The following is a 24,092-nucleotide window of genomic DNA, read 5'->3' as shown; positions in this document are numbered from 1 at the left end:
ACCTATAATTTGACCGCTCATGACCCTTGTTCCGCTGCCCGCTTTCGCCGACAACTACATCTGGATGCTGCACGACGGGTCCCACGCCATCGTGGTGGATCCGGGCGATGCCCAACCGGTGTTCGACGCGCTGGCGCGCGACAAGCTGCGGCTGGCCGCGATTCTAGTCACGCACCACCATCCCGATCACACGGGCGGCGTGGCCGCATTGCATGCAGCCACCGGGGCAAAGGTATGGGGCCCCGCGCGCGAGCGCATTCCCGAGCCCTTCGCGCCGCTGGCGCAAGGCGACATTGCCGAGGCCCTCGGGCTGCGCTTCGAGGTCATCGACGTGCCGGGCCATACAGCCGGGCACATCGCCTACTTCCTGCCCGCCGGGCAGGCCTCGCGCGAAGACGCGCCGCTGCTCTTCTGCGGCGACACGCTCTTCTCCGGCGGCTGCGGGCGCCTCTTCGAGGGCACGCCCTCGCAGATGCTGGCCTCGCTCGACGCGCTCGCCGCCTTGCCCGGCGACACGCGCGTGTGCTGCGCCCACGAGTACACACTTTCTAACCTGCGTTTCGCGCAGGCGGTGGAACCGGCCAACGCCGAGCTGACTCACTACAACGCGCGCTGCGAGAGCCTGCGCGCGAAGGGGCAGCCCACGCTGCCGTCGCAACTGGCGGTCGAACGCCAGGTCAACCCCTTTCTTCGCAGCCGCGAAGCCACTGTCCTTAGAGCGGTGCGTGCCCACGCCGAGCTGGCTGCCGATGCAGCCGAGGCCGACGTGTTCGCGGCACTGCGCCAATGGAAAAACGACTTCCGATGAAACTGATCGCTGCCACCTGCCTTGCAGGTTCACTGGTGCTCGCCGGCTGCGCGAACACGAACGACAACAGCACCTCTTCCTCCTCCTCTTCCCCCTCCTCGTCGGCGCGCGCCGGCGGCACCGGCTCCAAGGTCGCCGGCAGCGCGGCCCCCGTCTATCCGCGCGATGCACTCTCCCCGCTGACCAGCGGCCAGGCCCATTCGCAGAGCGTCGTCACGCTCGCACCGCCAGTCGACATGTGGGACCGCATCCGCCGCGGCTTCAAGATGCCGGACCTCGACAACGACCTCGTACGCGACCGCGAGCAGTGGTACGCCAGCAGGCCGGACTACATCCAGCGCATGACGGAGCGCTCGAACAAGTACATCTTCCACATCGTCGAGGAGCTCGAGCGCCGCAACATGCCGACCGAGCTGGCGCTGCTGCCCTACATCGAGAGCGCGTTCAACCCGCAGGCCATCTCCAGCGCCCGCGCCGCAGGCATGTGGCAGTTCATGCCGGCCACCGGCAACGACTTCGACCTGAAGCAGAACATCTTCCGCGACGACCGCCGCGACGTGGTGGCCTCCACCCGCGCAGCGCTCGACTACCTGCAGAAGCTCTACGGCATGTTCGGCGACTGGCAGCTCGCGCTGGCCGCCTACAACTGGGGTGAAGGCAGCGTGAGCCGCGCCATCGCCAAGAACCAGCGCCTGGGCCTGCCCACCACCTACAGCGACCTCACCATGCCCGCCGAGACGCGCATGTACGTGCCCAAGCTGCAGGCGGTGAAGAACATCGTGGCGAATCCGCAGGCCTTCAACACCGAGCTGCCGCTGATCGCCAACCACCCCTACTTCCAGACCGTCACGCTCACGCGCGACCTCGACGTCGAGCTCGCCGCCAAGCTGGCCGACGTGCGGCTCGAAGACTTCCGCGCGTTGAACCCCGCAGCCCACAAGCCAGTGCTGATCGCCGCCGGCACGCCGCAGATCCTGCTGCCCTGGGACAACGCCGCCGTGTTCCAGCGCAACTTCGACGCCTACTCGCAGGGCCAGTACGCCAGCTGGACCGCCTGGGTCGTGCCCAACACCATGACGGTGGCCGACGCCGCCCAGCGCTCGGGCATGAGCGAGAACGATCTGCGCTCCATCAACAACATCCCGCCGCGGATGCTCATCAAGGCCGGCTCGACGCTGATCGTGCCGCGCGGCGCCCGTGTGAAGGAAGACGTGGCAGCGGTGGTCGCCGATGGCGGCCACCTGAGCTTCCAGCCCGAGATCGTCACGCGCCGCACGACGGTGAAGGCCGGACGCGCCGACAACGTCGCGAGCATCGCGCGCCGCTACAACCTCAAGCCCGCCAGCGTGGCCGAGTGGAACGACGTGAAGCCGAACCACGCGTTCAAGCGCGGCTACAGCGTGGTGGTGTACCTGCCCGTTCGCGCAACGGTGGCTGCCCGCGCCGGCACCGGCATCCGCGCAACCTCGCATGCAGCAGCGCCCGCCCCGGCCCGCCGCGGCGGCGCGCCGTCCAAGTCTGCAGCCCCGCGTGGCGCCGGCAGCGTGGTCAAGGTGCCTGCGAGCAGCAAGCAGCAGGTCGTGCGCGAGAAGCGCGGCGGCACGCCCTCCAAGAAGAAGCGCTGAGAAGCAGGCTGACGGAGGCTCAGTGGGCCTTTGCGGCCTGCTGTGCCCTGCGTCGCACGATAGCCTCCATCGCGGCGACCCCGATCATGATGGCGGTGGTGAGCGTTCCCACCACCAGCACCGTCAAGTGCGAGGCGAACACCGCGAGCACCGCCAGGAAGCCCAGCCCGAAGAGATGCGACTGCGGCAGGAAGCCGCGCACCACACGCTTGAAGAGCGCATTGCCGAACAGGTAGATCGCCGGGCCGCCGATCAGCGCGCCCAGGTACTTGAGCTCGGCGTGGTGCGAACCCTCGCCGATCGTCAGCTCGTCCGCCACGGCGCACACGATGATGCCGGCCACCAGGATCACGTGCGTGTAGTGGAACTTCGCGCCGATGGCGCCCGGGTCCTGCGCATGCTCGATGACGTGCGTGGCTTCCCTGGCGCTGGTGTCGAAGTACATCCACCACATCGCCAGGCTGCCCGCGAAGCCCACGAGCAGCGCGAACAGGTCGACGCCATGCCATTCGACGTGGTGCCCGAAGGCGATGCCGGTGGCCAGCACCGACTCGCCCAGCGCGACGATCACGAAGAGCTGGCAGCGCTCGGCGAGGTGGCCGCCGTCGATGGTCCAGTCGCTGGTCAGCGAACGGCCCAGGCCCGGAAAGCGCAGGCCGATCATCGGCGCGATGTACTCGCACAGCACGCCGCCGAACCACAACGCAAGGCGCGCCTGCCCTTCGGCGAAGCCGCCGGCGATCCAGAACACGCCGGCCACGCAGTTCCAGGCCAGCAGGCGGCGGAAGTTGGGCGTGAGCGGATCGTTCGGGCCGATGGCGATCAGCATGCAGAAGGTGCGCCCCGCCTGGATGCCCACGAAGCACAGCGCGAACACCAGCCCGCGCTCGGAGAAGGCGCCTGGCAGCGCCGAGGCCATCACCATCGCCAGCAGCATGATCGCGAAGAGCACGCCGCGGATGCGCAGCGTGCCGGGGTTGAACCAGTTGGTGGTCCAGGCCGTGTACTGCCAGCCCAGCCAGACGGCGAACCACATGACCAGCGTCTGCAGCGCCCCCATCAGCGTGAGGTGGTCGAGCAGGTAGTGGGAAAGCTGCGTGACGGAGAAGGCGTAGACCAGGTCGAAGAACAGCTCTTCGTTGGAGACCCGTGCCGCCTCGCTGCGCGAGCGCAGGGTCGTGGCCCGCTTGTGGTTGTTGTCGTGGCTCATTGTTCGTTTACCCCCATGAATCGTTGCGGCGCCCTGCGGGTGCCGCGCGCGATCATCGCACGGGGCCGAACTAGAGCTTCTCGGTCTCGCCCGTCCTCGGCTGCCACTTCATCAGGCGCCTTTCGATGACCCCGACGATCCCGTCCAGCGCCAGCGCGAAGGCCGTGAGCACCACGATGCCGGCGAACACGGTGTTGACGTCGAAGGTGCCCTCGGCCTGCAGGATCAGGTAGCCCACGCCGCGCGCCGAGCCCAGGTACTCGCCCACCACCGCGCCCACGAAGGCCAGCCCCACGGAGGTGTGCAGGCTGGAGAACACCCAGCTGGTCGCGCTCGGCAGGTACACGGTGCGCAGCAGTTGCCGCTGGTTGGCGCCCAGCATCTTCGCGTTGGCCAGCACCACCGGGCTCACCTCGCGCACGCCCTGGTAGACGTTGAAGAACACGATGAAGAACACCAGCGTCACCGCCAGCGCCACCTTGCTCCAGATGCCCAGCCCGAACCACAGCGCGAAGATGGGCGCGAGGATCACGCGCGGCATCGAGTTGGCGGCCTTGATGTACGGATCGAGAATCAGGCTCGCCGTGGGCGCGAGCGCCAGCCACAGCCCGCAGGCCAGCCCGAGCACGGTGCCGATGCCGAAGGCCAGCACCGTCTCCAGCAGCGTGGTGCCCAGGTGCTGGTAGATGTCGGCGTTGCTCTTCAGTCCTTCGGGAAAGAGTGCGTTGGCCGGAACCTCGAACGGCAGGAACCAGCTCCAGATGCGCCCCGCAACCTGGATAGGCTCACCGAGGAAGAAGGCGATCTGCTGATTGCGCGAGGCGACATGCCACGCCACCAGGATCAGCGCCAGCAACGCCAGCTGCCAGAAGCGCGCATTGCGTTCGTTCAGACCGGGCCGTGCCATCACGCGGCCTTCCTGAGCTGCTGCGCATAGCCCTTGAGCACCTCGTCGCGCAGCACCTCCCAGATCTGGGTGTGCAGCTCGACGAAGCGCGGCTGCGTTCGCACCTCGGCCACGTCGCGCGGACGCGGAAGATCGATGGCGAATTCGCCGATGGGATGCGTGGCCGGGCCGGCCGACAGCACCACTACGCGATCGCTCATCGCGATGGCCTCGTCGAGGTCGTGTGTGATGAAGAGCACCGCCTTCTTCTTCGCGCTCCAGAGCTCGAGCACCTCGTTCTCCATGAGTTGGCGCGTCTGGATGTCGAGTGCGCTGAAAGGCTCGTCCATGAGGATGATGTCGGGGTCGAGCACCAGCGTCTGCGCCAGCGCCACGCGCTTGCGCATGCCGCCGGAGAGCTGGTGCGGATATCGGTCGCCGAAGCCCGAGAGGCCCACGCGCGAGAGCCATGCCCCGGCCTGCTCGCGCGCCTGCGCCTCGGGCACGCCGCGGTATTGCAGGCCCACCATCACGTTGTCGATGGCGCTGCGCCACGGCATCAGCGCTTCGGTCTGGAACATGTAGCCCGCGCGCGCGTTGATGCCCGAGAGCGTCTGGCCGAAGACCTTCACCGTGCCCGAGGAAGGCTGCAGCAGCCCGGCGCCCACGTTCAGCAGCGTCGACTTGCCGCAGCCCGTGGGACCGACCACCGAGACGAACTCCCCGGCCTTCACGCGCAGCGTGGTGTCGGCTACCGCCGTGTAGCGCCGGCCAGGATCGTCCTTCGACAGAAAGGTGCAGCTGATGGAGAGGAGTTCGAGTGCGTGTTCGGACATGGCAGAAAAAACCCGGCCTGAGCCGGGTCGCGGGACATGCGGGGGTCAGGCTTTGAACCTGTCCTTGGCGCGCCTTGCAAAATCGTTGGTGTAGGTCCTGGCGAGGTCGATCTTGTCGGCCTTCACGGTGGTGTCGAAGCTGGCGATCGCGTTCAGCGCGGTCTTGGGGCCGTCGGTGGGCACGAGGCCGTCGGTGGCGATCGACTCGCGCACCTTGTCGAAAGAAGCCAGGTACAGCGCGCGGTCGCCGAGCAGGTAGGTCTCGGGCACCGTCTTGATGATGTCGCCCGGCCCTGCCGTCTGCAGCCACTTGAGCCCATGCACGATCGCGTTCGCCAGCGCCTGGCAGGTGTTGGGATTCTTCTGGACGAAGTCGGACGACGCATAGAGGCAGGCCGCCGGCATCGTGCCGCCGAACACCTGCTGCGTGCCCTTGAGCGTGCGCGTGTCGCTGATGATCTTCACGTCGCCCTTCTGCTCGAGCATGGTCATCACCGGATCGGTGTTGCTGATGGCGTCGATCTGGCCCGAGCGCAGCGCGGTGAGCGCGCCGGCCGCCACGCCCACGCCGATGTAGCTCACGTCGCTGGCCTTGAGCCCGCCGCGCGACAGCACGAGGTTGGCCACCATGTTGGTCGACGAGCCCGGTGCCGAGACGCCGATCTTCTTCCCCTTGAGATCCTGGATGCCGGTGTAGCCGGCCATGTTCTTGGTCGACACGCCCACCGCGATCTGCGGTGCGCGCCCCTGCAGCACGAAGGCCTGGAAGAACTGGTTCTTGGCCTGCAGGTTGATGGTGTGCTCGTAGGCGCCCGAGCACACGTCGGCCGATCCGCCCACCACTGCCTGCAGCGCGCGCGCGCCGCCGGCGAAATCGGAAATCTCCACGTCGAGCCCTTCGGCCTTGAAGTAGCCGAGCTGCTCGGAGATGGTGAGCGGCAGGTAGTAGAACGCCGCCTTGCCACCCACCGCGATGGAGATCTTCGTCTTCTCCAGTTTGGCCTGCTGCGCAAAGACACGCGGCAACGCGATGGTTGCGGCGGCGATGGCGGAAGCAGAAATGAGGGTACGGCGATGAAGCATGAAAACTGGCCTGGAACTGTTGCCTGAAGCTGTTGCCTGAACTGTTGCTTCTGGGCTCTGTGATTCGTAAGAAACTGAATCGAGCTTAGGGGCCGCAACAGGCAACTGCATCGGGGTCATCCCGTGCGGGTTTCCACGTAAGCATGAAGGCCTCGCAGAGAAGCCTTCGCCGAGGCTTCAGCGAGCCAGAAAAAGTATCGCGATATTGACCAGAAACGCGAGCGCCCAGACAGCGCTGCGCAGGCTTCCGATGCCCCTGATGTAAAGCGCGAGATAGATCACGCGCAGCACCACGTAGGCCATCGCGAGCATGTCGAGGCGCGCCTGCGCCGCGCCGAGCTGGTGCGCGATGATCACCGCGCCGATGAAGAATGGCAGGCCCTCGAAGCTGTTGGCCTGCGCGCTGTTGGCGCGAGCGCGCCAGCCGCTCTGCTTCGCGGCCCATTCGCGCGGATGCTGGTTGTCGCGCGGTGCAAAGCTGCCGGCCTTGGCGATCCATGCCGCGACATACGGCAACACGCAAGCAACGAGCACGCACCAGTAGGCGACCGTGAGCAGCGAGAAAGTCATGTGCGGTTGCCCTACCTGCGATCCACCAGCGCGTGCGCGATGGTGCCGAGATCGACGTACTCGAGCTCGCTGCCGGCCGGCACGCCGCGCGCGAGGCGCGTCACCTTCAGGCCGCGCTGCTTCAGCCCTTCACCGATCACATGCGCGGTGGCCTCGCCTTCGGCCGTGAAGTTGGTGGCGAGGATGACTTCGCTCACCGTGCCGTCGCGCGCGCGGTCGAAGAGTTTCTGCAGCCCGATGTCCTTCGGACCTACGCCATCGAGCGGACTGAGCTTGCCCATCAGCACGAAGTAATAGCCGCGGAAGGCGCCGGTGCGTTCCAGCGCGGCCTGGTCGGCCGGCGTCTCGACCACGCAGAGCTTCGTCGGGTCGCGCCGCGTGTCGAGGCAGACACTGCAGATCGGCGCTTCCGTGAAGGTGTTGCAGCGCTCGCAATGCCGCACCTGTCCCGCTGCCTGCTGCAGGGCGCGTGCGAGCAGTTGCGCTCCCTCGCGGTCGTGCTGCAGCAGGTGGAACGCCATGCGCGAGGCCGACTTGACGCCGACACCGGGCAGCCGGCGCAGCGCTTCGACCAAGGCGTCGAGCGAACTGGCGTCTGCCATCTATCCGTGCCGCCGGCTCAGAACGGCAGCTTCATGCCGGGGGGAAGACCGGGCATGCCGGCCGTGAGCTTGCCCATCTTCTGCTCGCTGGTTTCCTCCGCCTTGCGCACGGCGGCGTTGAAGGCGGCGGCCACGAGGTCTTCGAGCATGTCCTTGTCGTCCGCCAGCAGGCTGGGGTCGATGGTGATGCGCTTGACGTCGTGCTTGCAGGTCATGACGACCTTGACGAGGCCTGCGCCGGATTCGCCTTCGACCTCGATGGTGGCCAGTTCTTCCTGGGCCTTCTTGAGGTTGTCCTGCATTGCCTGCGCCTGCTTCATGAGGCCGGCCAGTTGTCCTTTGTTGAACATCGTTGGTCCTGATCTGTCGGGTTGGAAAGTGGGTGAAGGATACGGGAGACGCGAACTCAGGCCGGCTTGAGCGTGCCGGGGACGATCTTCGCGTCGAAATCGCGCATCAGCGCCTGGACTTCGGGGTCACTCATGATGGCTTCCTCGGCCAGGCGCTGGCGCTCGTCGGCCGCCTGCTTGTTGCGGCGCGCGGGGCTGTCGATCACGCCGCCGACCTCGATGGCGAGCTTGACGTTGTGGCCGGCGCCGTTCAGCGCCGCGGTGAGCTTCTCGCGGGCGGACGGCTGGTTGAGCGTCTCGCGCTCGATGCGCAGCAGCCACTGGTCGGTGTCGCGGCCGACAAGCTGCGACTGCAGGGCGAGCTCGCGCGCCAGCGCGGTGATGGCCTCGGCAGCGACCAGCTGGGTGACAGTGGCGTACCAGAAGTCGCCGTCCTCGCTGGTCGGAATCGGCGTGAAAGCGCTGCGCGGTTCGTCGGGGCGCGGGGTGTCGCGGGCGCTCGGAGGCGGCTGCACTCGGATAGGCACGCCGACGACCTTTGCGGGAGCATCGCCGTTGGCGCCGCCGGAACGAGGCTCGGCCTGCCGGGGCTCGTCGACCACTGCGAGGCGGTGGCCTGCGGGAACCGGAGTGGCGGCCTGCACCGCAGGTGCCGGGACCGGGGCCTGCACGGCCGCCGCGGGCGCTTCGACTGGCGGGCGAGCCACTGGGGCGGGAGCCTGAGCAGGCGGAACCGCACGCACCGGAGCCTGCGGCGCCGCGGCCTCTGGTTCATTCAGAGTTTTTTTTTCCGGGGTAGCCGTCGAAGCGGCCGCGCTGGAAGGCTTGAAGGCCAGCAGCCGCAGCAGCACCATGGTCAGCGCGGCGTACTCGTCGGGAGCCAGCCCCAGCTCGCCACGCCCGTGCAGGCACAGGCTGTAGAGCAGCTGGGTTTCGTCTGCGGGCATCAGCGCCGCGAGGCGCGCAGTGTCGGCCGCGTCGGGGTCGGTGGCGGCGTCGGCCGCTTCAGCGCGCGAGGGCACGGCCTGCAGCACCGCCATGGCCTGCAGCACAGCCGTCATTTCTTCCAGCGTGGAGGCGGCGGACATGCCGTCGACGCGCAATGCCTCGGAAGTTTCGACCACCGTCTTGCCGTCGCCCTGGGCCAGCGCCTCGATCAGGCGGAACACATGGCCGCGATCGACGCTGCCGAGCATCTGGCGCACGCCGGCCTCCACCAGCTCGCCGTTGCCGAACGCGATCGCCTGGTCGGTGAGCGAGAGCGCATCTCGCATCGAGCCGCGCGCCGCGCGCGCCAGCAGGCGCAGCGCCTGCGGCTCGGCCGGCACGCTTTCGGTCTGCAGCACGGCGGTGAGGTGCTCGAGCACCGTCTCGGGCGCCATCGGCCGCAGGTTGAACTGCAGGCAGCGCGAAAGCACCGTCACCGGCACCTTCTGCGGATCGGTGGTCGCCAGCACGAACTTGAGGTACTCGGGCGGCTCCTCGAGCGTCTTGAGCATCGCGTTGAACGCGGTGTTCGTGAGCATGTGCACTTCGTCGATCATGAAGACCTTGAAGCGCCCCTGCACTGGCTTGTAGACCGCCTGTTCGAGCAGCGACTGCACCTCGTCCACGCCGCGGTTGGAGGCCGCGTCGAGCTCGGTGTAGTCCACGAAACGGCCCGCATCGATGTCGCGGCAGGCCTGGCAGACGCCACACGGCGTGGCCGTGATGCCGCCCTGCCCGTCCGGCCCCTGGCAGTTCAGCGACTTCGCCAGAATCCGCGAAACCGTGGTCTTGCCGACACCCCGGGTGCCGGTGAAGAGATAGGCGTGGTGCAGGCGCTGCGTCGTCAGCGCGTTCTCGAGCGCCTGAACCACATGCCCCTGGCCGACCATCTCACCGAAGGTTTTCGGACGGAACTTGCGGGCGAGCACGAGATAAGACATTGCGGGCATTCTAAAAGGCGCGGAGCACCCATCCCGATACTGGGGCGGGGCTTTCGTAGGACACCGAGGAACCGGCGTTGCCGGTCCTCCGGTGTCGCCCCCCAAGCAGGGGGGTTGGCGAAGCGACACGAAGTGCGCGCAGCCTGGGGGGGTTACAATACGCCCTGACGGGCCTCCCTGCATGGTGAAGTGGCCAACCGGGTCAGGTGGGGAACCAAGCAGCCCTAACTGCGTAGTCAGTGCCAGGGGTAAGGCTCGTCAACCTCTTCAGCGGTTTCGTTTCATTCCATGCGAAATGAAACGGGGCCCGCACAAACAAATCTCCAGCGAAAAAGTTTCAGCGATGCCAGGCCCTCAAAGGCCGAGCCGCTGGATCGCGCCGCGCGCCGCCATCGCGCCGCTGGCCATCGATGCCGTCAGCAAATAGCCACCGGTAGGCGCTTCCCAATCGAGCATTTCCCCAGCCGCGAACACGCCCGGCAGCGCCTTCGACATGAGCTGGGCATCCAGCGCGTCGAAGCGCACGCCACCTGCCGTGCTGATGGCCTCGTCGATTGGCCGGGCCGCAACGAGCTTCAGCGGCACTGCCTTGATGGTCGCCGCAAGCTGCTGCGGGTCGTGCATCGCCTCGCGGCTCAGGGCTTCGTGCAGCACGCCGGCCTTGATGCCCTCCAGACCGAGCCTGCTCTTGAGGTGGCTGCTGAGCGAACGCGCACCGCGCGGATGCTTGACGGCAGCCAACACCTGCTCGGCACTGCGATCGGGCAACAGGTCGAGCAGCAGCGTGGCGCTCCCTTTTTCGGCGATCTCGTCGCGCAGCAGGGCCGAGGCCGCATAGATCAGGCTGCCCTCGATGCCGGTGGCAGTCGCGACGAATTCGCCCTTGCGCGCGAACTGCCGGCCGTGGCTGTCGGTGAACGAGATCGCGACCGACTTGAATGGCTGGCCTGCGAAGCGGCTGGAGAAATGCTCGCTCCAGCCCAAGCCGTCGAAGCCGCAGTTGGCCGGCTCGAGCGGAGCCACATCCACGCCCTTCGCCTGCAACCATGGCACCCATGCACCGTCGGACCCGAGCCGCGCCCAGCTCGCTCCACCCAGCGCCAGCACGACGGCATCGGCGCTGGCAATGACTTCGCCGGCCGGTGTGGTGAATCGCAGCGATGCCGGGTCGAAGGCCCCCTCTCCCACCCACCGATGCCGCATGTGGAACTGCACGCCAGCCGCGCGCAGCCGATGCAGCCACGCACGCAGCAGCGGCGCGGCCTTCATGTCGGTCGGAAACACGCGCCCCGAAGTGCCTACGAAAGTCTCGATGCCCAGGCCGCTCGCCCATTCACGCACCTGCTGCGGCCCGAACTGCGCGAGCATCGGCTCCAGTTGCGCACGGCGCTCGCCGAATCGGCTCACGAACGCGTCGAAAGGCTCGGAGTGCGTGAGGTTCAGTCCACCACGGCCGGCCAGCAAAAACTTGCGACCCACCGAGGGCATCGCGTCGTAGACGTGCACTTGCGCGCCGGACGCGCTCAGTATTTCAGCCGCCATCAGGCCGGCGGGTCCGCCGCCGATGACGGCGACGGTCGGGGAAACAGTCATTCGAGATTCACCAGTTCGCCCTGCCCGGTGAGGAACGCGACACGCACGGTGGCACCGGGATAGGCATGTTGCACTGCCGCGCGATAGCGCTGCATCTGTGCGATCAGCGCGGCGTCCCGTTCGGGGCGTGCCGCGGATTTGTAGTCGAGCACCCACCACACGCCGCTGCCGCGCTCGCGCACCAGCCTGTCGATGCGCAGGGTCTCGCCTTCGTGCACCAGCGTGACTTCATTGCCATGCCAGTCGACCCTGCGATCGTCCCACACCCAGGCACCCTCGCCCGCGCGGATGCGGTGGGCGAGCGCCGCGGCGCCGCGCGCCTGCTGCGCATCGAGCAGGAATTCGCGGGCGGCGGCTCGTACATGGGCGGCCGCCAGTGGCTCGCCCGGCACGGCCCATTCGAGCAGCCGGTGCATGGCCTGCCCGAAGGCGGCGGCGCGCGCGTCGACCGTGGTGGTGACAGCCTTTTTCGCGGACGGCTGCTCGGCAGGCTCCGGCGCCTGCGGCATGCGCTTCATTGCAAAGCTGCCCGACCCGGTTTCGGTCGACAGCGCGACCAGCGGCTCGTCGGCCTCGGTGGGCTCGCACAGCGGCTGCAGGCGCGACCACCAGCTGCCTTCGTTGGCGCGTGCCGGCTTCACCGACGAGAGCACCAGCCGCTCGCGCGCCCGCGTGACGGCGACGTACAGGCCGTTGAGTTCCTCGCGATGGCGCGCGCGCTGCTCTTCCTCGAGCAGCGTGACGGCGCACGCCGGCGGCGTCTTCTCGCTCGCGAGAAAGATGAAGCGCGTCGGTGCGCTGTCGCTGCCCTTCCACTCGACCAGCACGCCCATGGTCTGGGCGCGCGGCGGAGGGGCATCGCAGTCGAGCATGAGTACGGTGTCGGCCTCCAGCCCCTTGGCGCCGTGCACGGTCAGCAGCTGCACGGCCTCGGGCGCGGTCACGGTCGGCGCCCGCACGCCGCCTGCGCGCAACGCACGCACCAGCGCATAGGGCGTTGCGAAACGTGCGCCATCGATGTCCAGCGAGGCCGACAGCACGCCGCGCAGGTTGGCCAGCGCGCCCTGCCGCATCGCGGCCGGCACGGCGGCGCCGAACTTCGCGAGCAGGTCGCCATCGTGGAAGATCGCGTCGAGTGCGTCGTGGGGCGGCAGCGTCATCAGCCAACGCTGCCACCGCTTGAGCTGAACGCCCGCCTCGACGAGCACCGGCGGCAGGCTCTCGTCCTTCTGGATCAGCGAGAACCAGCTCACGGGGCCACGCTCACGCTGGCGCAGCGCGAGCTGCACCAGGGCATCGTCGCCGATGCCGAACACCGGCGACTTCAGCGCCCTGGCCAGCGAAAGATCGTGCGCGGGCGACACCAGCGCGTCGATCAGCGCGACCACGTCCTGCACCTCGGGCGCGTCGTACAGATCGTTCTTCTCGGGCTGCTGCACGGGAATGTGGCGCTGGCGCAGCGCCTCCTGCATGGCCGAGAGCCGGCTGCGCCTGCGCGCCAGCACCATGATGCGGCTGGGCTGCGTGCCATCGGCGATGCGCTGCGCCACCCAGCGTGCGGCCTGCTCGCATTCCTTCTGCAGCAGCTGCTCCTCGGGCAGCACGCGCGGCGTGATGAGGCTGTCGCGCCAATGCAGCATGCCGTCGTCGGCGGGAGCGGCTTCGGATGCGTCGCCGCCGACCGCGTCGCGGTCGATGGCCGGAAGGCGCAGCAGCTCGCCGTCGTCGCGGCGCTCGGTGGTGTGGGCGCGATACCCGTCGAACTCGCCGGCCTCCTGAGCCGCCAGCATTGCCGCGTTGACCAGCCCGACCACCGACTGCGCGTTGCGGTGCGTGTGGTCGCAGTTCAGCAGCTCGCCGTCGAGCCCCTCGCGCACGAACTTCTTCGCGGCGATGAACACCTGCGGCTCGGCGCGGCGGAAGCGGTAGATGCTCTGCTTCGGGTCGCCCACGATGAACACGCGCGGCGCGCGGCCCTGCGCACCGGTGTAGGCGCTGAGCCAGCCGTAGAGCGCCTGCCACTGCAGCGGGTTGGTGTCCTGGAACTCGTCGATCAGCAGGTGCGCGATGCGCGCGTCGAGGCGCTCCTGCACCCAGCCCGAGAGCGCCGACTGCCCCAGCAGCAGCTGGGCCGCCTGCTCGACGTCGTTCATGTCGACCCAGCCGTGGGCTCGCTTCACGTCGGCGAAGGCGGCTATCAGCAGGCGCGTGAGGCGCGTCATGCGCTGCTGGTAGAGCCAGGCGGCGTGCTGGGCCTGCGCGGCGCACAGCACCTGCAGCTCGGCCTCGGCCTCCTGCGCGGCGGGAAATTTCTGCAGGTTCTTGTTGAGACGGTCTTCCGTCGCCACGAAGAAGTTCTTGCGCAGATGGGCAAGGGCGGCCACCAGCGCATCGCCGGCCGGCTCGCCAGTGCCGAACACGTCGATGATGGCTTCGGCGGCCTTCTGCGGCGTCTTGTTGCTCTCGCGGCCCAACGCGGCGGCGCGGTCGAGCCAGCGCCGGCGGACCGGTTCGCCGCGCAGGGCCTCGGTCGGCTCGTCCAATCCTTCGAGCGCCGGGTACATCGCGCTGAAGTGCTGTACGGCGCTCTCCGCATCGGCCAGCGAGAACTCGACGCGCTTCGACAATGCCTCGCCCAGCGCCTTGGCCGTCTGCGAGCGGCCGTGCGTGGCGACGACGGCGTAATAGTCGGCCAGCGCCTGCCTGTCGGCGGTCACGGCCTCGAAGAAGGGACGCCACGTGCGGCTGCGTGCCTCGGCGTCGTCTTCGAGCAGTTCGTAGTTCGACGGCAGGCCCAACTCGCGCAGCACCGCGAGCGGCGCATTGCGCAGAAGGCCCGCGAACCAGGCGTGGAAGGTGCGGAACTGCACCGGCCGGCCGCCTTCGAGCAGGCGCCGGTAGAGGCCCTTGAGGCGCGGGACCGCAGCCGATGCGGCCGCCGGCGCCATGCCGCGCATCACCAACTGGGCGACCAGCTCTTCCTGCGGGCGTTCGGCGAAATCTTCCAGCCACTGGTCGAGGCGCTCGCGCATCTCGCCCGCGGCCTTCTTCGTGAAGGTGATGGCCAGGATCTCGTGCGGCTCGCAGGCGGCATCGCCCTCCTCGAGCAGCGCGCGCAGGATGCGCGAAACCAGCATCCAGGTCTTGCCCGCGCCGGCACAGGCCTCGACCGCGACCGAGCGGCGCGGATCGCAGGCGACCGTGTAGAAGGCCTCGCGCGTGACGTGCCGGCCGTTGTGTTCGTAGGCTGCGCCGTTCATTGCGTGTCGCCTCCGGTGGCTTCGACGCCCGGCGGCGGTGCGGCTTCGTCCCAGAAGTCCTTGCGGCACAGGCCGCGCGCGGCGCAGTAGTCGCAGACGGCGCCCTCGCCCAGCGGCGGCAGCGCCGCGCCCTGCCCGATGCGCCTGAAGTCCTCGATGATGCCGGCCACCAGCGCATCGCGCGCCTCGACCACGGCAGGCTGCTCGACGGTCTGCGTGCCGGCGGCCTTCTCGCCCACGTTCACATAGGCCGCGCGCAGCGTGTCGTCGGCCACCAGCGCGGCGTAGAAGGCCAGCTGGGTATCTTCGGTGGGGTCCTTCACGCGCTCCTTGCTGACGGTGGCGGACTCAGTCTTGTAGTCGATCACGAAGGCCTGGCCGTCGGGCATGCGGTCGATGCGGTCGAGCCGGCCGATCAGGCGCAGGTCGCCCAGCGCCTGCTCCTTCCAGGGCTCGGATTCGGCGAAGACGGCGCCGGCCGCCTCATGCCCCGTGAGCCAGGCCAGGTAGCCGTCGCGCACGGCGGGCCATGCGGCGGCAAAGGGCAGGAATTCGGCATCGGAAAGCCCGAGCTCCTGCGTGGAGCGACGGGCCGCCTCCTCGATGAGGGCGACGCGCTCCTGCGCATCCTGTGTCGGGGCTTCGGCCAGTGCCTCGTGGAAATGGCCGAGCACGGCATGCAGCCAGTTGCCGAAGTCGCGCTTGTCGACCTCGGCATCGAGTTCGTCGGCGCTACGCAGGCCCAGCTGGCGCAGCGCGAAGAAGCGATAGGGACAGCGGCGCAGGTCCTCGTACACGCTGGTGGAGATGTTCTGCAGCGGCAGGAGCGCGCCGGAGGGCGTCGGGTATCCGGTCGGCCTGAGGGCCACCTCGCGTGGCGTACGCGGGTCGGCCGATGGCTGCAGTGCGTGGTCGAGCTGCAGCGCCTGCACCAGCGGACTGGGCCGCACGGGCTCACCGCTGGCGTCGGAATGGCGCCAGATGAGCTCGCACGAGGGGTTGTGCAGGGCCGCGGCCCAGGCCGCGCGCTGGGCGGCTTCGAGCGCTTCGCGCGAAGGCAGGCCCAGTTCGAGGCGCTGGGCGGCGCTCCAGTTGCCGGAAGGCTCGGGCGATGCGGGCAGGCGGCGATCGTCGCAGCCCGGCACGACCACGGCGCCGAAAGAGCGGCCCAGCAGCTGGTAGAGCGGCAGCACCACGACTCGCGGGGCCTGGTCGCCTGCGGGTGGTACGAAGCTCGCGTCCTCCAGAACGTCGCGGACCCAGGCGGTGAACTCGGCCAGGGTGTGGCGGCCGCCAGGGAATTCGTCTTCATCGTCGCCGTGCGCGCCGGCGTCGAGCCACAGCGCACCGATCACCTTGCCGCCGGCCAGGTCTTCCTCGAGCAGGCTCCACTGGCCGCTGGCCTCCAGCAGCTCGCGCAGCGCGCGCAGCCACTCGGCCAGCGGGCGCGCACGGGCCACGGGCGCACGGCGGGCCTCGATGGCCTCGGTGAAGACGAGCAGCGCGGTGTCTTTCGACTTCTCGCTACGGGCCATCAGGGCGCACCAGGTCGACCAGTCGCGCATCGCCTCCTGCCGCAGGCGGGCCTCGAGCGAATGGACGATCGGCGAATCGCCATCGACACTGCTCTTGAGCCATTCGAGCACCTGGTCGCTGGTGGCGTCGTGGGCGCAGGCGCGCAACGCGCTCATCAGCGTGGCGGCGGCGCGGGTGGTCGAGAGCTTCCAGCCCGTTTCGTCGTGCGTGATGACGCCCTGCGCGCTCAGCTGGGCGCTGATGCGGCGCGTGAGCGCGCGGTCGGTCGCCACGAGCGCGACGGGAGCGCGCTCTTCGGCGAGATGGCGCAGCACGCAGGCAGCGGCGAGTTCGGCTTCGTCCTCGGGGTCGAGGGCGACGTGCGAGGCGCATGTCCGCGTGGGCGCACCCGAAGGCACGAGCGAAAGATGAAGGGCGCGGTCGCCCCAGAGCTTGCACAGCGACTGCGTGAGCGGATCGGACTGGAAGCCCTCCAGAACGATCAGCGCATCGACCTGGGCGCGCGTGGATTCGCGCTGGAGCACGTCGGTGGCGTAGCCAGAAGTGGAGGTCCACGCGACGGCGATGCGGATCAGCGCGCTTTCGATGCGGAACCACTCCGACTCGCTGCCGGCGTCGGCCACGCTCGCGGCACGCTGCGCCCACCCGCCCCCCCGCTCTTCGGGCGTCACTGCAGCCGCAAGAGGACCGAGTTGATAGGCGAGCTCGACGACGCGGCCGGCCAGGGCGAAGCGCTCGGCATGAAAGCCCGCCTGCGACAGCAGCGCCTGGGCGGTGACCAGGTCGCGCGCCATGTCGTGGGCGATGTCGTAGCCCGTCGGCACGAAGCCGCTAGCGCTTCGGGCCCAGTTGTGGGTGGTTTCGAAGCGCGGCACGAAGCCGGGGCTGCCGCAGCGCGCCCACATGGCGCGCGCCACGCCCATCAGCTGCGCATAGGGCACCAGCACCACGGTGCGGGCGGCGTGCAACTGGCGTTCGGCGAGCGCGCGGACGATCCGCGCGACGATGCCGTCGGCTGGATCGCACCACAGGGCCTGCACGGGGTGGCCTTCGTTCATTGGTTCCATCGAGGGGTTGGAGAGCGCATCGCGCAAGGGCTTTGGCTATCGCCGCCATAGCGTCTCCGCGCGGAACGCCACCCCTTGGTTTCTGTCACAATGACCAGCACTTTAGCTGCACCGAAACTCTCTGCGCACAAGGATTCACACATGGCCAGCGAACTCATCAAACACATCTCCGATTCCTCCTTCGAGGCCGACGTGCTCAAGTCCAGCCAGCCCGTTCTGGTCGACTACTGGGCCGAATGGTGCGGCCCCTGCAAGATGATCGCCCCCATCCTGGACGAAGTGTCGGCTGCATATGAAGGCAAGCTGCAGATCGCCAAGCTGAACGTGGACGAGAACCGCGACATCCCCGCCAAGTTCGGCATCCGCGGCATCCCCACCCTGATGCTGTTCAAGGACGGCCAGCTGGCCGCCACCAAGGTCGGCGCGATGAGCAAGGCTCAACTCACGGCCTTCATCGACCAGCAACTCGCCTGAGCGACATTTCAACCGGCCAGCGCGCAATGCGTTGGCCGGCGCGTTTTTCCTGTCATAATCTCCTCCAGTTCACCGGTCCTTCTGCATAGAGGCAACCGGTTCGAGTTCCCCGGTTGGTGAAGCACTTCTCGCTTCACGTTCAACCTCCCCCCGTTTCCAGTTCGATTACCCCGCGAGGGGTCATTCCATGCACTTAAACGAACTCAAGGCACTCCACGTGTCTGAAGTCCTCAAGCAGGCTGAAGCGCTTGAGATCGAAAACGTCGGCCGCATGCGCAAGCAGGAGCTGATGTTCGCGATCATCAAGAAGCGCGCCAAGGCCGGCGAACAGGTCTTCGCCGATGGCGTGCTCGAAATACTGCCCGACGGCTTCGGCTTCCTGCGCAGCCCCGACACCAGCTTCACGGCCAGCACGGACGACATCTACATCTCGCCCAGCCAGGTGCGCCGCTTCAACCTGCACACCGGCGACATGATCGAAGGCGAGGTGCGCACGCCCAAGGACGGCGAGCGCTACTTCGCGTTGACCAAGCTCGACAAGGTCAACAACGGCCCGCCGGAGCAGAACAAGCACAAGGTGATGTTCGAGAACCTGACGCCGCTGTTCCCCAAGGAGCAGATGAAGCTCGAGCGCGACGGCATCAAGGGCGACGAGAACATCACGGGCCGCATCATCGACATCATCGCCCCCATCGGCAAAGGCCAGCGCGCCCTGCTCGTGGCGCCGCCCAAGAGCGGCAAGACGGTGATGATGCAGCACATCGCCCACGCCATCAGCGCCAACTACCCCGACGTCCACATGATGGTGCTGCTCGTCGACGAGCGCCCTGAAGAAGTGACCGAAATGCAGCGCACGGTGAAGGGCGAGGTCATTGCTTCGACCTTCGACGAGCCTGCCGCGCGCCACGTGCATGTGGCCGAAATGGTGATCGAGCGCGCCAAGCGCCTGGTCGAGCTCAAGAAGGACGTGGTGATCCTGCTCGACTCCATCACCCGCCTCGCCCGCGCCTACAACAACGTCGTGCCCTCGTCGGGCAAGGTGCTGACCGGCGGTGTCGACTCCAACGCGCTGCAGCGCCCCAAGCGCTTCCTGGGCGCCGCGCGCAACGTCGAGGAAGGCGGCTCGCTGACCATCATCGGCACCGCGCTGATCGACACCGGCAGCCGCATGGACGAAGTGATCTTCGAAGAGTTCAAGGGCACCGGCAACTCCGAAATCCACCTCGACCGCCGCCTGTACGAAAAGCGCGTGTTCCCCTCGATCCAGCTCAACCGCAGCGGCACCCGTCGCGAAGAACTGCTGCTGGCACCCGAGATCCTGCAGAAGACCCGCATCCTGCGCCAGCTCATGTACAACATGGACGAGATCGAGTCGATGGAGCTGATGCTCAAGAACATGAAGGCGACGAAGACCAATGTTGAGTTCTTCGACATGATGCGTCGCGGCGGGTAGCTGTTGCTCGCCCCCAGGCTGCGCGCACTTCGTGTCGCTACGCCTCCCCCCTACCGGGGGGCGGTGCCTACTGACCGGCAGAGCCGGATCAGTGGCACCCCACGAATGAATGCCCGCCTTGTGCGGGCATTTTTTATGTGCGAATCGCTCGGCCCTCCAAGGCGCTTTGGCGGCCGAGGTCGAGCAGCTCCATCAGTGCGACAGCCTGATCGGGTGGTACCGGATTGGGTCCGTGACCCAGGATGGCATCGCGAACCGCGGCGTAGTAGTCGACGTAGTTGCCGGCCCGCGTGGGAATGCTCCGCTTGGTGAAGGTCCCGCCGGGTCCGGCCAGCGAAAGCTGTCCGTCCAGCGGATCGTCGCCCCACCCTACGGCGGGCGGCCGCTGCCCGGCGCGCAGCGCATCTTCCTGGGTATCGACGCCGTGCTTGACGTAGCTTCCGAGCGTGCCGTGGACGATGTAGCGCGGCGCCGCATGAGCCGCCAGCGTCGTCGAATGAAGCACCACGCGCAGCGGTGCGTGCGGCCCGGACTCGTATCGCAGCACGGCATGGAAGTAGTCCTCGACCACGGCGCCGTCGCGCAGCACGGCAGTGTCGAGCTGGATCGTGTCGGGACGGCCGAAAAGCTGCACCGCCTGATCGACCAGATGGGAGCCCAGGTCGACCCAGAGGCCGGAGCCGGGCACTGCCTGTTCGCGCCAGCGCTCCTTCACTTCGGGACGGAAGCGGTCGAAATGGGACTCCAGGTACACGGGGCGGCCCAGTTCGCCGGACGCAAGGACATCCTTGAGAGTCAGGTAATCGGAGTCGAAGCGACGGTTCTGGTAGACCGCGAGAAGCCGATCGTTGCGCTTTGACAACAGTTCGAGCTCCCTCGCCTCGGCCACGTCGAGTGTGAAGGGTTTGTCGACCACCACGTGCTTGCCAGCCTCCAGCGCCGCCTTGGCGACCGGATGGTGCTGGGCGTTGGGCGTGGCGACCACGATCAGGTCGATGTCCGGACGGGCCACGAGGGCGGCCACGTCCGGCACCACCGCCACGCCGGGCCAGTCGGCATGTACCTTGTGGGGCTGCGAACTGGCCACGGCCGCCAGTTCCAGCCCCGGAACGGCCGAAAGAACGGGCGCGTGGAAGGTCTGGCCGGCAAATCCGTAGCCGACGAGGCCCGCGCGCAAGGGTGTGGAAGTCATTGGGGAGCCTTCGGTTTGCTCGAAAATGGGGCAGTATGCGATAATCGCTGGCTTCGCGAAAAGTGCGGTCAGGCAGCTTCGCCTGGCTCCTCGGGTTTCCTCCGAGGCAGCGCGCCACTCTAGGCACGCTGGTGGCTCTCGCATCGACCGCGCATTGATTCCAAAAGCGCAAAAGGAAACACCATGGCAAAAGAAGGCATCCACCCGAATTACCGCGAAGTCCTGTTCGTCGACATGTCGAACGGCTTCAAGTTCGTGACCCGTTCGTGCGCGAACACCAAGGAAATGGGCACGACCGACGACGGTCGCGAACTGCCGCTGTTCAAGCTCGACACCACGAGCGAATCGCACCCGTTCTACACCGGCACGCAGAAGTCGGTCGACAACATGGGCGGCCGCGTCGAGAAGTTCCGCAACCGCTTCGGCAAGACCACCGGCGCCGCCTCGAAGTAAGGTACGCGCTTTTGCGTCGAGGGCAGCCCGGTTTACCGCGCTGCCCTTTTTCTTTCCCAATCCTGCCTCTTCCCGCCACTTGAACCAGCCCACCCCCGCGATCGTTGCCCAGAGCGCCGTGCGCCGGCTGCCGCGCATCGCATTGCTGCTGCTCTGTGCGGCTTACCTGCTGCCGGGGCTGGTCGGCCGGGGCCCCTGGAAGAGCGCGGACATCACGGCCTTTGGCTACATGGCCGAGCTGGCCCGCAGCACCGAGGGCATCGCGCGCTGGTTCGATCCGATGCTGCTGGGCCTGCGACCGGAAACACCGGCGCTGATTCCGTACTGGATCGGCGCCCTGGCCATCAAGATCGCCCCCGCATGGATCAACCCGGACCTGGCCGTTCGCGTCGCGTTCGCATTCCTGCTCTGGGGCACCTTCACGGCCACCTGGTACGCCGTCTATTACCTGGCCCGCACCGCGCGCGCCCAGCCCGTGGCCTTTGCCTTCGGCGGCGAGGCCCGGCCTACCGATTACGCGCGCGCCATCGCCGACGGCGGCCTGCTGGCACTGATCGCCTGCCTCGGCCTCGCCCAGCTCGGCCACGAAACCACGCCCGCGCTGGCCCAGCTCTTCTTCGCCTCGCATCTTTTCTATGGCGTGGCAGCGCTGCCCTATCGCCGCAACGGCCCGGTGATCGCACTGGCGGTCGGCACCATCGGCATCACGTTGAGCGGTGCACCCACGGTCGGGCTCGCACTGGCCATCGGCAGCGTGCTCTACGTCGCCTACGAACGCCGGCTCGCCGCGCAATCCGCCAGCGAAGACTTCATCGACGACGAAAGCAGCGGCCCTGGCTACACGCGGGCTGCGCTGTTCACGATGATCGGCATCACCGCGCTGGCGGCGGTGCTGGTGTTCAGCCTGAAGCTGCCGACCTGGAAGATCACCGTGATCGGCAACACCCTGCTGGGCGACGTGCGCAGCCAGGCCAAGCTGCTGGTCTGGTTCACCTGGCCGGTCTGGCCGCTGGCCATCTGGACGCTCTGGCGCTGGCGGCGACAGCTCACGGCGCGCCATGTCGCCCTGCCTTTCTGGTTCGCGCTGGTGCCGCTGGCCGCCACCTGGAGCACCGACTACTCCGACCGTTCGCTGCTGCTGGCCCTGCCCGCCTTCGCCACGCTCGCGGCATTCGCCCTGCCCACCTTCCGGCGCAGCGCCTCGGCGCTGATCGACTGGTTCAACGTGCTGTTCTTCAGCGGTCTCGCCGTGCTGGGCTGGATCTACTGGATCGCCATGCAGACGGGCGTGCCGCCCAAGCCCGCAGCCAGCGTCGCGCGCCTGGTGCCTGGCTTCGTGCCCGAGTTCTCGCCCATTGCCGTGGTCCTCGCCGTGGCAGCAACCATTGCCTGGTGCTGGCTGGTGCGCTGGCGCACGGGACGGCACCGCGCCGCCCTCTGGAAGACGCTGGTGCTGCCGGCCGGCGGCACCGCCCTGTGCTGGATGCTGCTGATGACCCTGTGGCTGCCGCCGATCGACTATGCGCGCAGCTATGTCCCGCAGATCCGCGCCGTGGCCGAACGCGTGGGCCAGCCTCGCTGCATCGCGGAACTGGCGCTGAGCCGTCCGCACATCGCGGCACTGCGCCATCACGGCAACTTCAACGTGCAGCCGCTGCTGCTGGGCACCGACTGCCCGTGGCTGCTGGTCAGCCCTGACACGATCGAGCGCCTGCACACCATCATTCCGTTCGACCAGTGGCGCTTCGCCGGCACGCTGCGCCGACCGAGCAGCGCCGCTGACGACCTCCTGCTCTACCAGAAGATCACGCCGCAGTGAGGAGCGAACGGGCTCTGATCGCGCGGCACGCAGGCACGGTGCTCGTCGGCCAATTGGCCGTGATGGCCTTCGGCGTGACCGACACCATCATCGCGGGCCGCTACTCCGAGCACGCGTTGGCTGCGCTGTCGGTCGGCGCCGCGGTCTTCGTGAGCGTCTACGTGTCGCTGATGGGGGTTCTGCAGGCGCTGCTGCCTGTCTGGGCCGAGCTGCACGGCGGCGGGCGCGGCAGCGAGGTGGGGCGTTCTGTGCGGCAATCGCTGTACCTTGCGGCCATCGCCATCGTGGTCGGCATGACGATCCTGCTGCTGCCGGGCTCCGTCCTGCAGTGGACCCAGGTGCCGGCGGAGATGCGCGGCGAGGTCGAGGCCTACCTTGCCGTGCTGGCTTTCGCGCTGGCGCCAGCCCTGCTCTTCCGCCTGTTCAGCACGCTGAACCAGAGCCTGGGCAGGCCCCAGCTCGTGACGTGGCTGCAACTGGGCTCGCTGCTGGTGAAGCTGCCCCTGTCGATCTGGTTCACCTTCGGCGGCGCGGGCCTGCCGGCCATGGGCCTCGTGGGCTGTGGCTGGGCCACGCTGTGCGTGAACTGGACCATGCTCGGCTGCGCCATCTGGCTGCTGCGCAACCAGCCTTTCTATGCCGACTACGGACTCTGGAAGCGCATCGAGGCGCCCGACTGGCAGCAGATCCGCAAGTTCGCCCGGCTCGGCGTGCCGGGCGGACTGGCGGTGCTGGTCGAAGTCACGTCGTTCACGCTGATGGCCCTCTTCATCGCCCGCCTCGGCACCGCCGCTGCGGCCTCGCACCAGATCGCATCGAACCTGCTGGCCGTGGCCTACATGACGCCGCTGTCCCTGGGCATCGCGACCAGCGCCCGCGTGAGTTTCTGGCTCGGTGCCGGTGACGCAGCCAAGGCGCGGCACGCCTGTCGCCTGGGCTTCGAGCTGACGGCCCTGTGCGCGCTCTTCTATGCCGCGGCCATGGCCTTGCTGCGCGACCAGCTCGCCAATGTGTACTCCGACAACCCCGCCGTGATCGCGATGGCGGGCGCGCTGCTGCTGGCGGTGGCTGCATACCACGTCGCCGACGCGGTGCAGACCTTCTGCGTGTTCGTGCTGCGCTGCTACCGGGTCACGCTGGCGCCGCTGGTCATCTACTGCACGATGCTGTGGGGAGTGGGCCTGGGTGGCAGCTATCTGCTCGCATACCACGGCCTTGGGCCTTGGGCAGCCATGCAGTCGCCCCTGGCGTTCTGGATCATGAGCGCCGCGGCTCTGGCCCTGACTGCGCTGCTGTTCGGCGTGCTGCTGCGCTGGACGATGGGTCAGCGCGCAAGATAAAGAGACG

19 protein-coding genes and 1 other RNA gene are annotated in these 24,092 nt (G+C 68.0%); 8 read left to right on the top strand and 12 right to left on the bottom strand.

All coding sequences use genetic code 11. The features are described from left to right. Positions 1–19: 19 nt before the first annotated feature. Both gloB and ABL838_RS13520 read left to right on the top strand, forming a co-directional pair. On the top strand, positions 20–808 hold the full coding sequence (gene gloB, locus ABL838_RS13525) for a hydroxyacylglutathione hydrolase (protein WP_369658351.1): 789 nt from the start codon (positions 20–22) through the stop codon (positions 806–808). Next, a complete protein-coding gene (locus ABL838_RS13520) occupies positions 805–2,433 on the top strand; it encodes a transglycosylase SLT domain-containing protein (RefSeq protein ID WP_126019075.1) in 1,629 nt (542 codons plus the stop codon). The genes gloB and ABL838_RS13520 overlap by 4 nt, the downstream gene beginning before the upstream one ends. A 19-nt stretch (positions 2,434–2,452) precedes the next feature. Here ABL838_RS13520 and ABL838_RS13515 read toward each other — a convergent pair whose 3' ends face one another. From ABL838_RS13515 to dnaX, 8 genes are all read right to left on the bottom strand, one after another. After that, positions 2,453–3,643, bottom strand: coding sequence for a low temperature requirement protein A (locus ABL838_RS13515; protein WP_126019072.1), 1,191 nt, complete (start codon positions 3,641–3,643; stop codon positions 2,453–2,455). A 70-nt stretch (positions 3,644–3,713) separates the two neighbouring features. Further along, entirely contained in the window at positions 3,714–4,550 is an 837-nt protein-coding gene (locus ABL838_RS13510; RefSeq protein ID WP_418125612.1) for an ABC transporter permease, read from the bottom strand. Beyond that, positions 4,550–5,365 (bottom strand): ABC transporter ATP-binding protein, encoded by an 816-nt coding sequence (locus ABL838_RS13505; RefSeq protein WP_418125611.1) that lies wholly within the window; start codon positions 5,363–5,365, stop codon positions 4,550–4,552. Before ABL838_RS13505 ends, ABL838_RS13510 begins: the two co-directional genes overlap by 1 nt. Before the next feature lie 45 nt (positions 5,366–5,410). Then, on the bottom strand, positions 5,411–6,448 hold the full coding sequence (locus ABL838_RS13500) for an ABC transporter substrate-binding protein (protein ID WP_126019066.1): 1,038 nt from the start codon (positions 6,446–6,448) through the stop codon (positions 5,411–5,413). A 177-nt stretch (positions 6,449–6,625) separates the two neighbouring features. After that, complete coding sequence (locus ABL838_RS13495) at positions 6,626–7,018, bottom strand: MAPEG family protein (protein ID WP_126019064.1); 393 nt, start codon at positions 7,016–7,018, stop codon at positions 6,626–6,628. 11 nt (positions 7,019–7,029) lie between these two features. Next, the gene (recR, locus tag ABL838_RS13490; protein WP_184638442.1) at positions 7,030–7,620 is read right to left on the bottom strand and encodes a recombination mediator RecR; all 591 of its coding nucleotides are present in this window, start codon (positions 7,618–7,620) and stop codon (positions 7,030–7,032) included. Between the two features lie 17 nt (positions 7,621–7,637). Then, on the bottom strand, positions 7,638–7,970 hold the full coding sequence (locus ABL838_RS13485) for a YbaB/EbfC family nucleoid-associated protein (protein WP_012747441.1): 333 nt from the start codon (positions 7,968–7,970) through the stop codon (positions 7,638–7,640). A 56-nt stretch (positions 7,971–8,026) separates the two neighbouring features. Then, on the bottom strand, positions 8,027–9,898 hold the full coding sequence (gene dnaX / locus ABL838_RS13480) for a DNA polymerase III subunit gamma/tau (protein WP_418125610.1): 1,872 nt from the start codon (positions 9,896–9,898) through the stop codon (positions 8,027–8,029). Positions 9,899–10,064: 166 nt separating this feature from the next. Between dnaX and ffs the strand changes: the two genes are divergently transcribed. Beyond that, positions 10,065–10,161, top strand: an RNA gene (gene ffs, locus ABL838_RS13475) — signal recognition particle sRNA small type. Positions 10,162–10,252: 91 nt separating this feature from the next. Here ffs and ABL838_RS13470 read toward each other — a convergent pair. The 3 genes from ABL838_RS13470 to ABL838_RS13460 are packed head-to-tail and all read right to left on the bottom strand — an operon-like array spanning position 10,253 to position 17,345. Then, a complete protein-coding gene (locus ABL838_RS13470; protein WP_418125609.1) occupies positions 10,253–11,491 on the bottom strand; it encodes a TIGR03862 family flavoprotein in 1,239 nt (412 codons plus the stop codon). Further along, positions 11,488–14,751, bottom strand: coding sequence for a UvrD-helicase domain-containing protein (locus ABL838_RS13465; protein WP_418125608.1), 3,264 nt, complete (start codon positions 14,749–14,751; stop codon positions 11,488–11,490). Before ABL838_RS13465 ends, ABL838_RS13470 begins: the two co-directional genes overlap by 4 nt. Further along, on the bottom strand, positions 14,748–17,345 hold the full coding sequence (locus ABL838_RS13460) for a PD-(D/E)XK nuclease family protein (protein WP_418125607.1): 2,598 nt from the start codon (positions 17,343–17,345) through the stop codon (positions 14,748–14,750). The genes ABL838_RS13465 and ABL838_RS13460 overlap by 4 nt, the downstream gene beginning before the upstream one ends. A 150-nt stretch (positions 17,346–17,495) precedes the next feature. On the opposite strand from ABL838_RS13460, the gene trxA reads away from it, so the two are divergent. After that, complete coding sequence (gene trxA, locus ABL838_RS13455; protein WP_093431992.1) at positions 17,496–17,828, top strand: thioredoxin TrxA; 333 nt, start codon at positions 17,496–17,498, stop codon at positions 17,826–17,828. Positions 17,829–18,015: 187 nt separating this feature from the next. Continuing rightward, entirely contained in the window at positions 18,016–19,281 is a 1,266-nt protein-coding gene (rho, locus tag ABL838_RS13450; protein WP_126019051.1) for a transcription termination factor Rho, read from the top strand. Between the two features lie 133 nt (positions 19,282–19,414). Here the strand turns inward: rho and ABL838_RS13445 are convergent, their stop codons facing one another. Then, a complete protein-coding gene (locus ABL838_RS13445) occupies positions 19,415–20,473 on the bottom strand; it encodes an oxidoreductase (protein ID WP_369658358.1) in 1,059 nt (352 codons plus the stop codon). Positions 20,474–20,656: 183 nt separating this feature from the next. Here ABL838_RS13445 and ABL838_RS13440 point away from each other — a divergent pair, with 183 nt between their 5' ends. From ABL838_RS13440 to ABL838_RS13430, 3 genes are all read left to right on the top strand, one after another. Further along, on the top strand, positions 20,657–20,926 hold the full coding sequence (locus tag ABL838_RS13440) for a type B 50S ribosomal protein L31 (protein ID WP_126019047.1): 270 nt from the start codon (positions 20,657–20,659) through the stop codon (positions 20,924–20,926). 79 nt (positions 20,927–21,005) lie between these two features. Next, positions 21,006–22,745, top strand: coding sequence for a hypothetical protein (locus ABL838_RS13435; RefSeq protein WP_418125606.1), 1,740 nt, complete (start codon positions 21,006–21,008; stop codon positions 22,743–22,745). Further along, positions 22,742–24,085 carry an MATE family efflux transporter gene (locus ABL838_RS13430; protein WP_418125605.1) on the top strand — a complete coding sequence of 448 codons (1,344 nt, stop codon included), beginning with the start codon at positions 22,742–22,744 and terminating at the stop codon, positions 24,083–24,085. Before ABL838_RS13435 ends, ABL838_RS13430 begins: the two co-directional genes overlap by 4 nt. Positions 24,086–24,092 lie beyond the last annotated feature (7 nt).

This window comes from Variovorax sp. 160MFSha2.1, assembly GCF_048305075.1.
GTDB lineage: Bacteria > Pseudomonadota > Gammaproteobacteria > Burkholderiales > Burkholderiaceae_C > Variovorax > Variovorax guangxiensis.
Note: the sequence above shows the minus strand (reverse complement) of the source record. Positions and strands in the feature narration are given on the sequence as shown.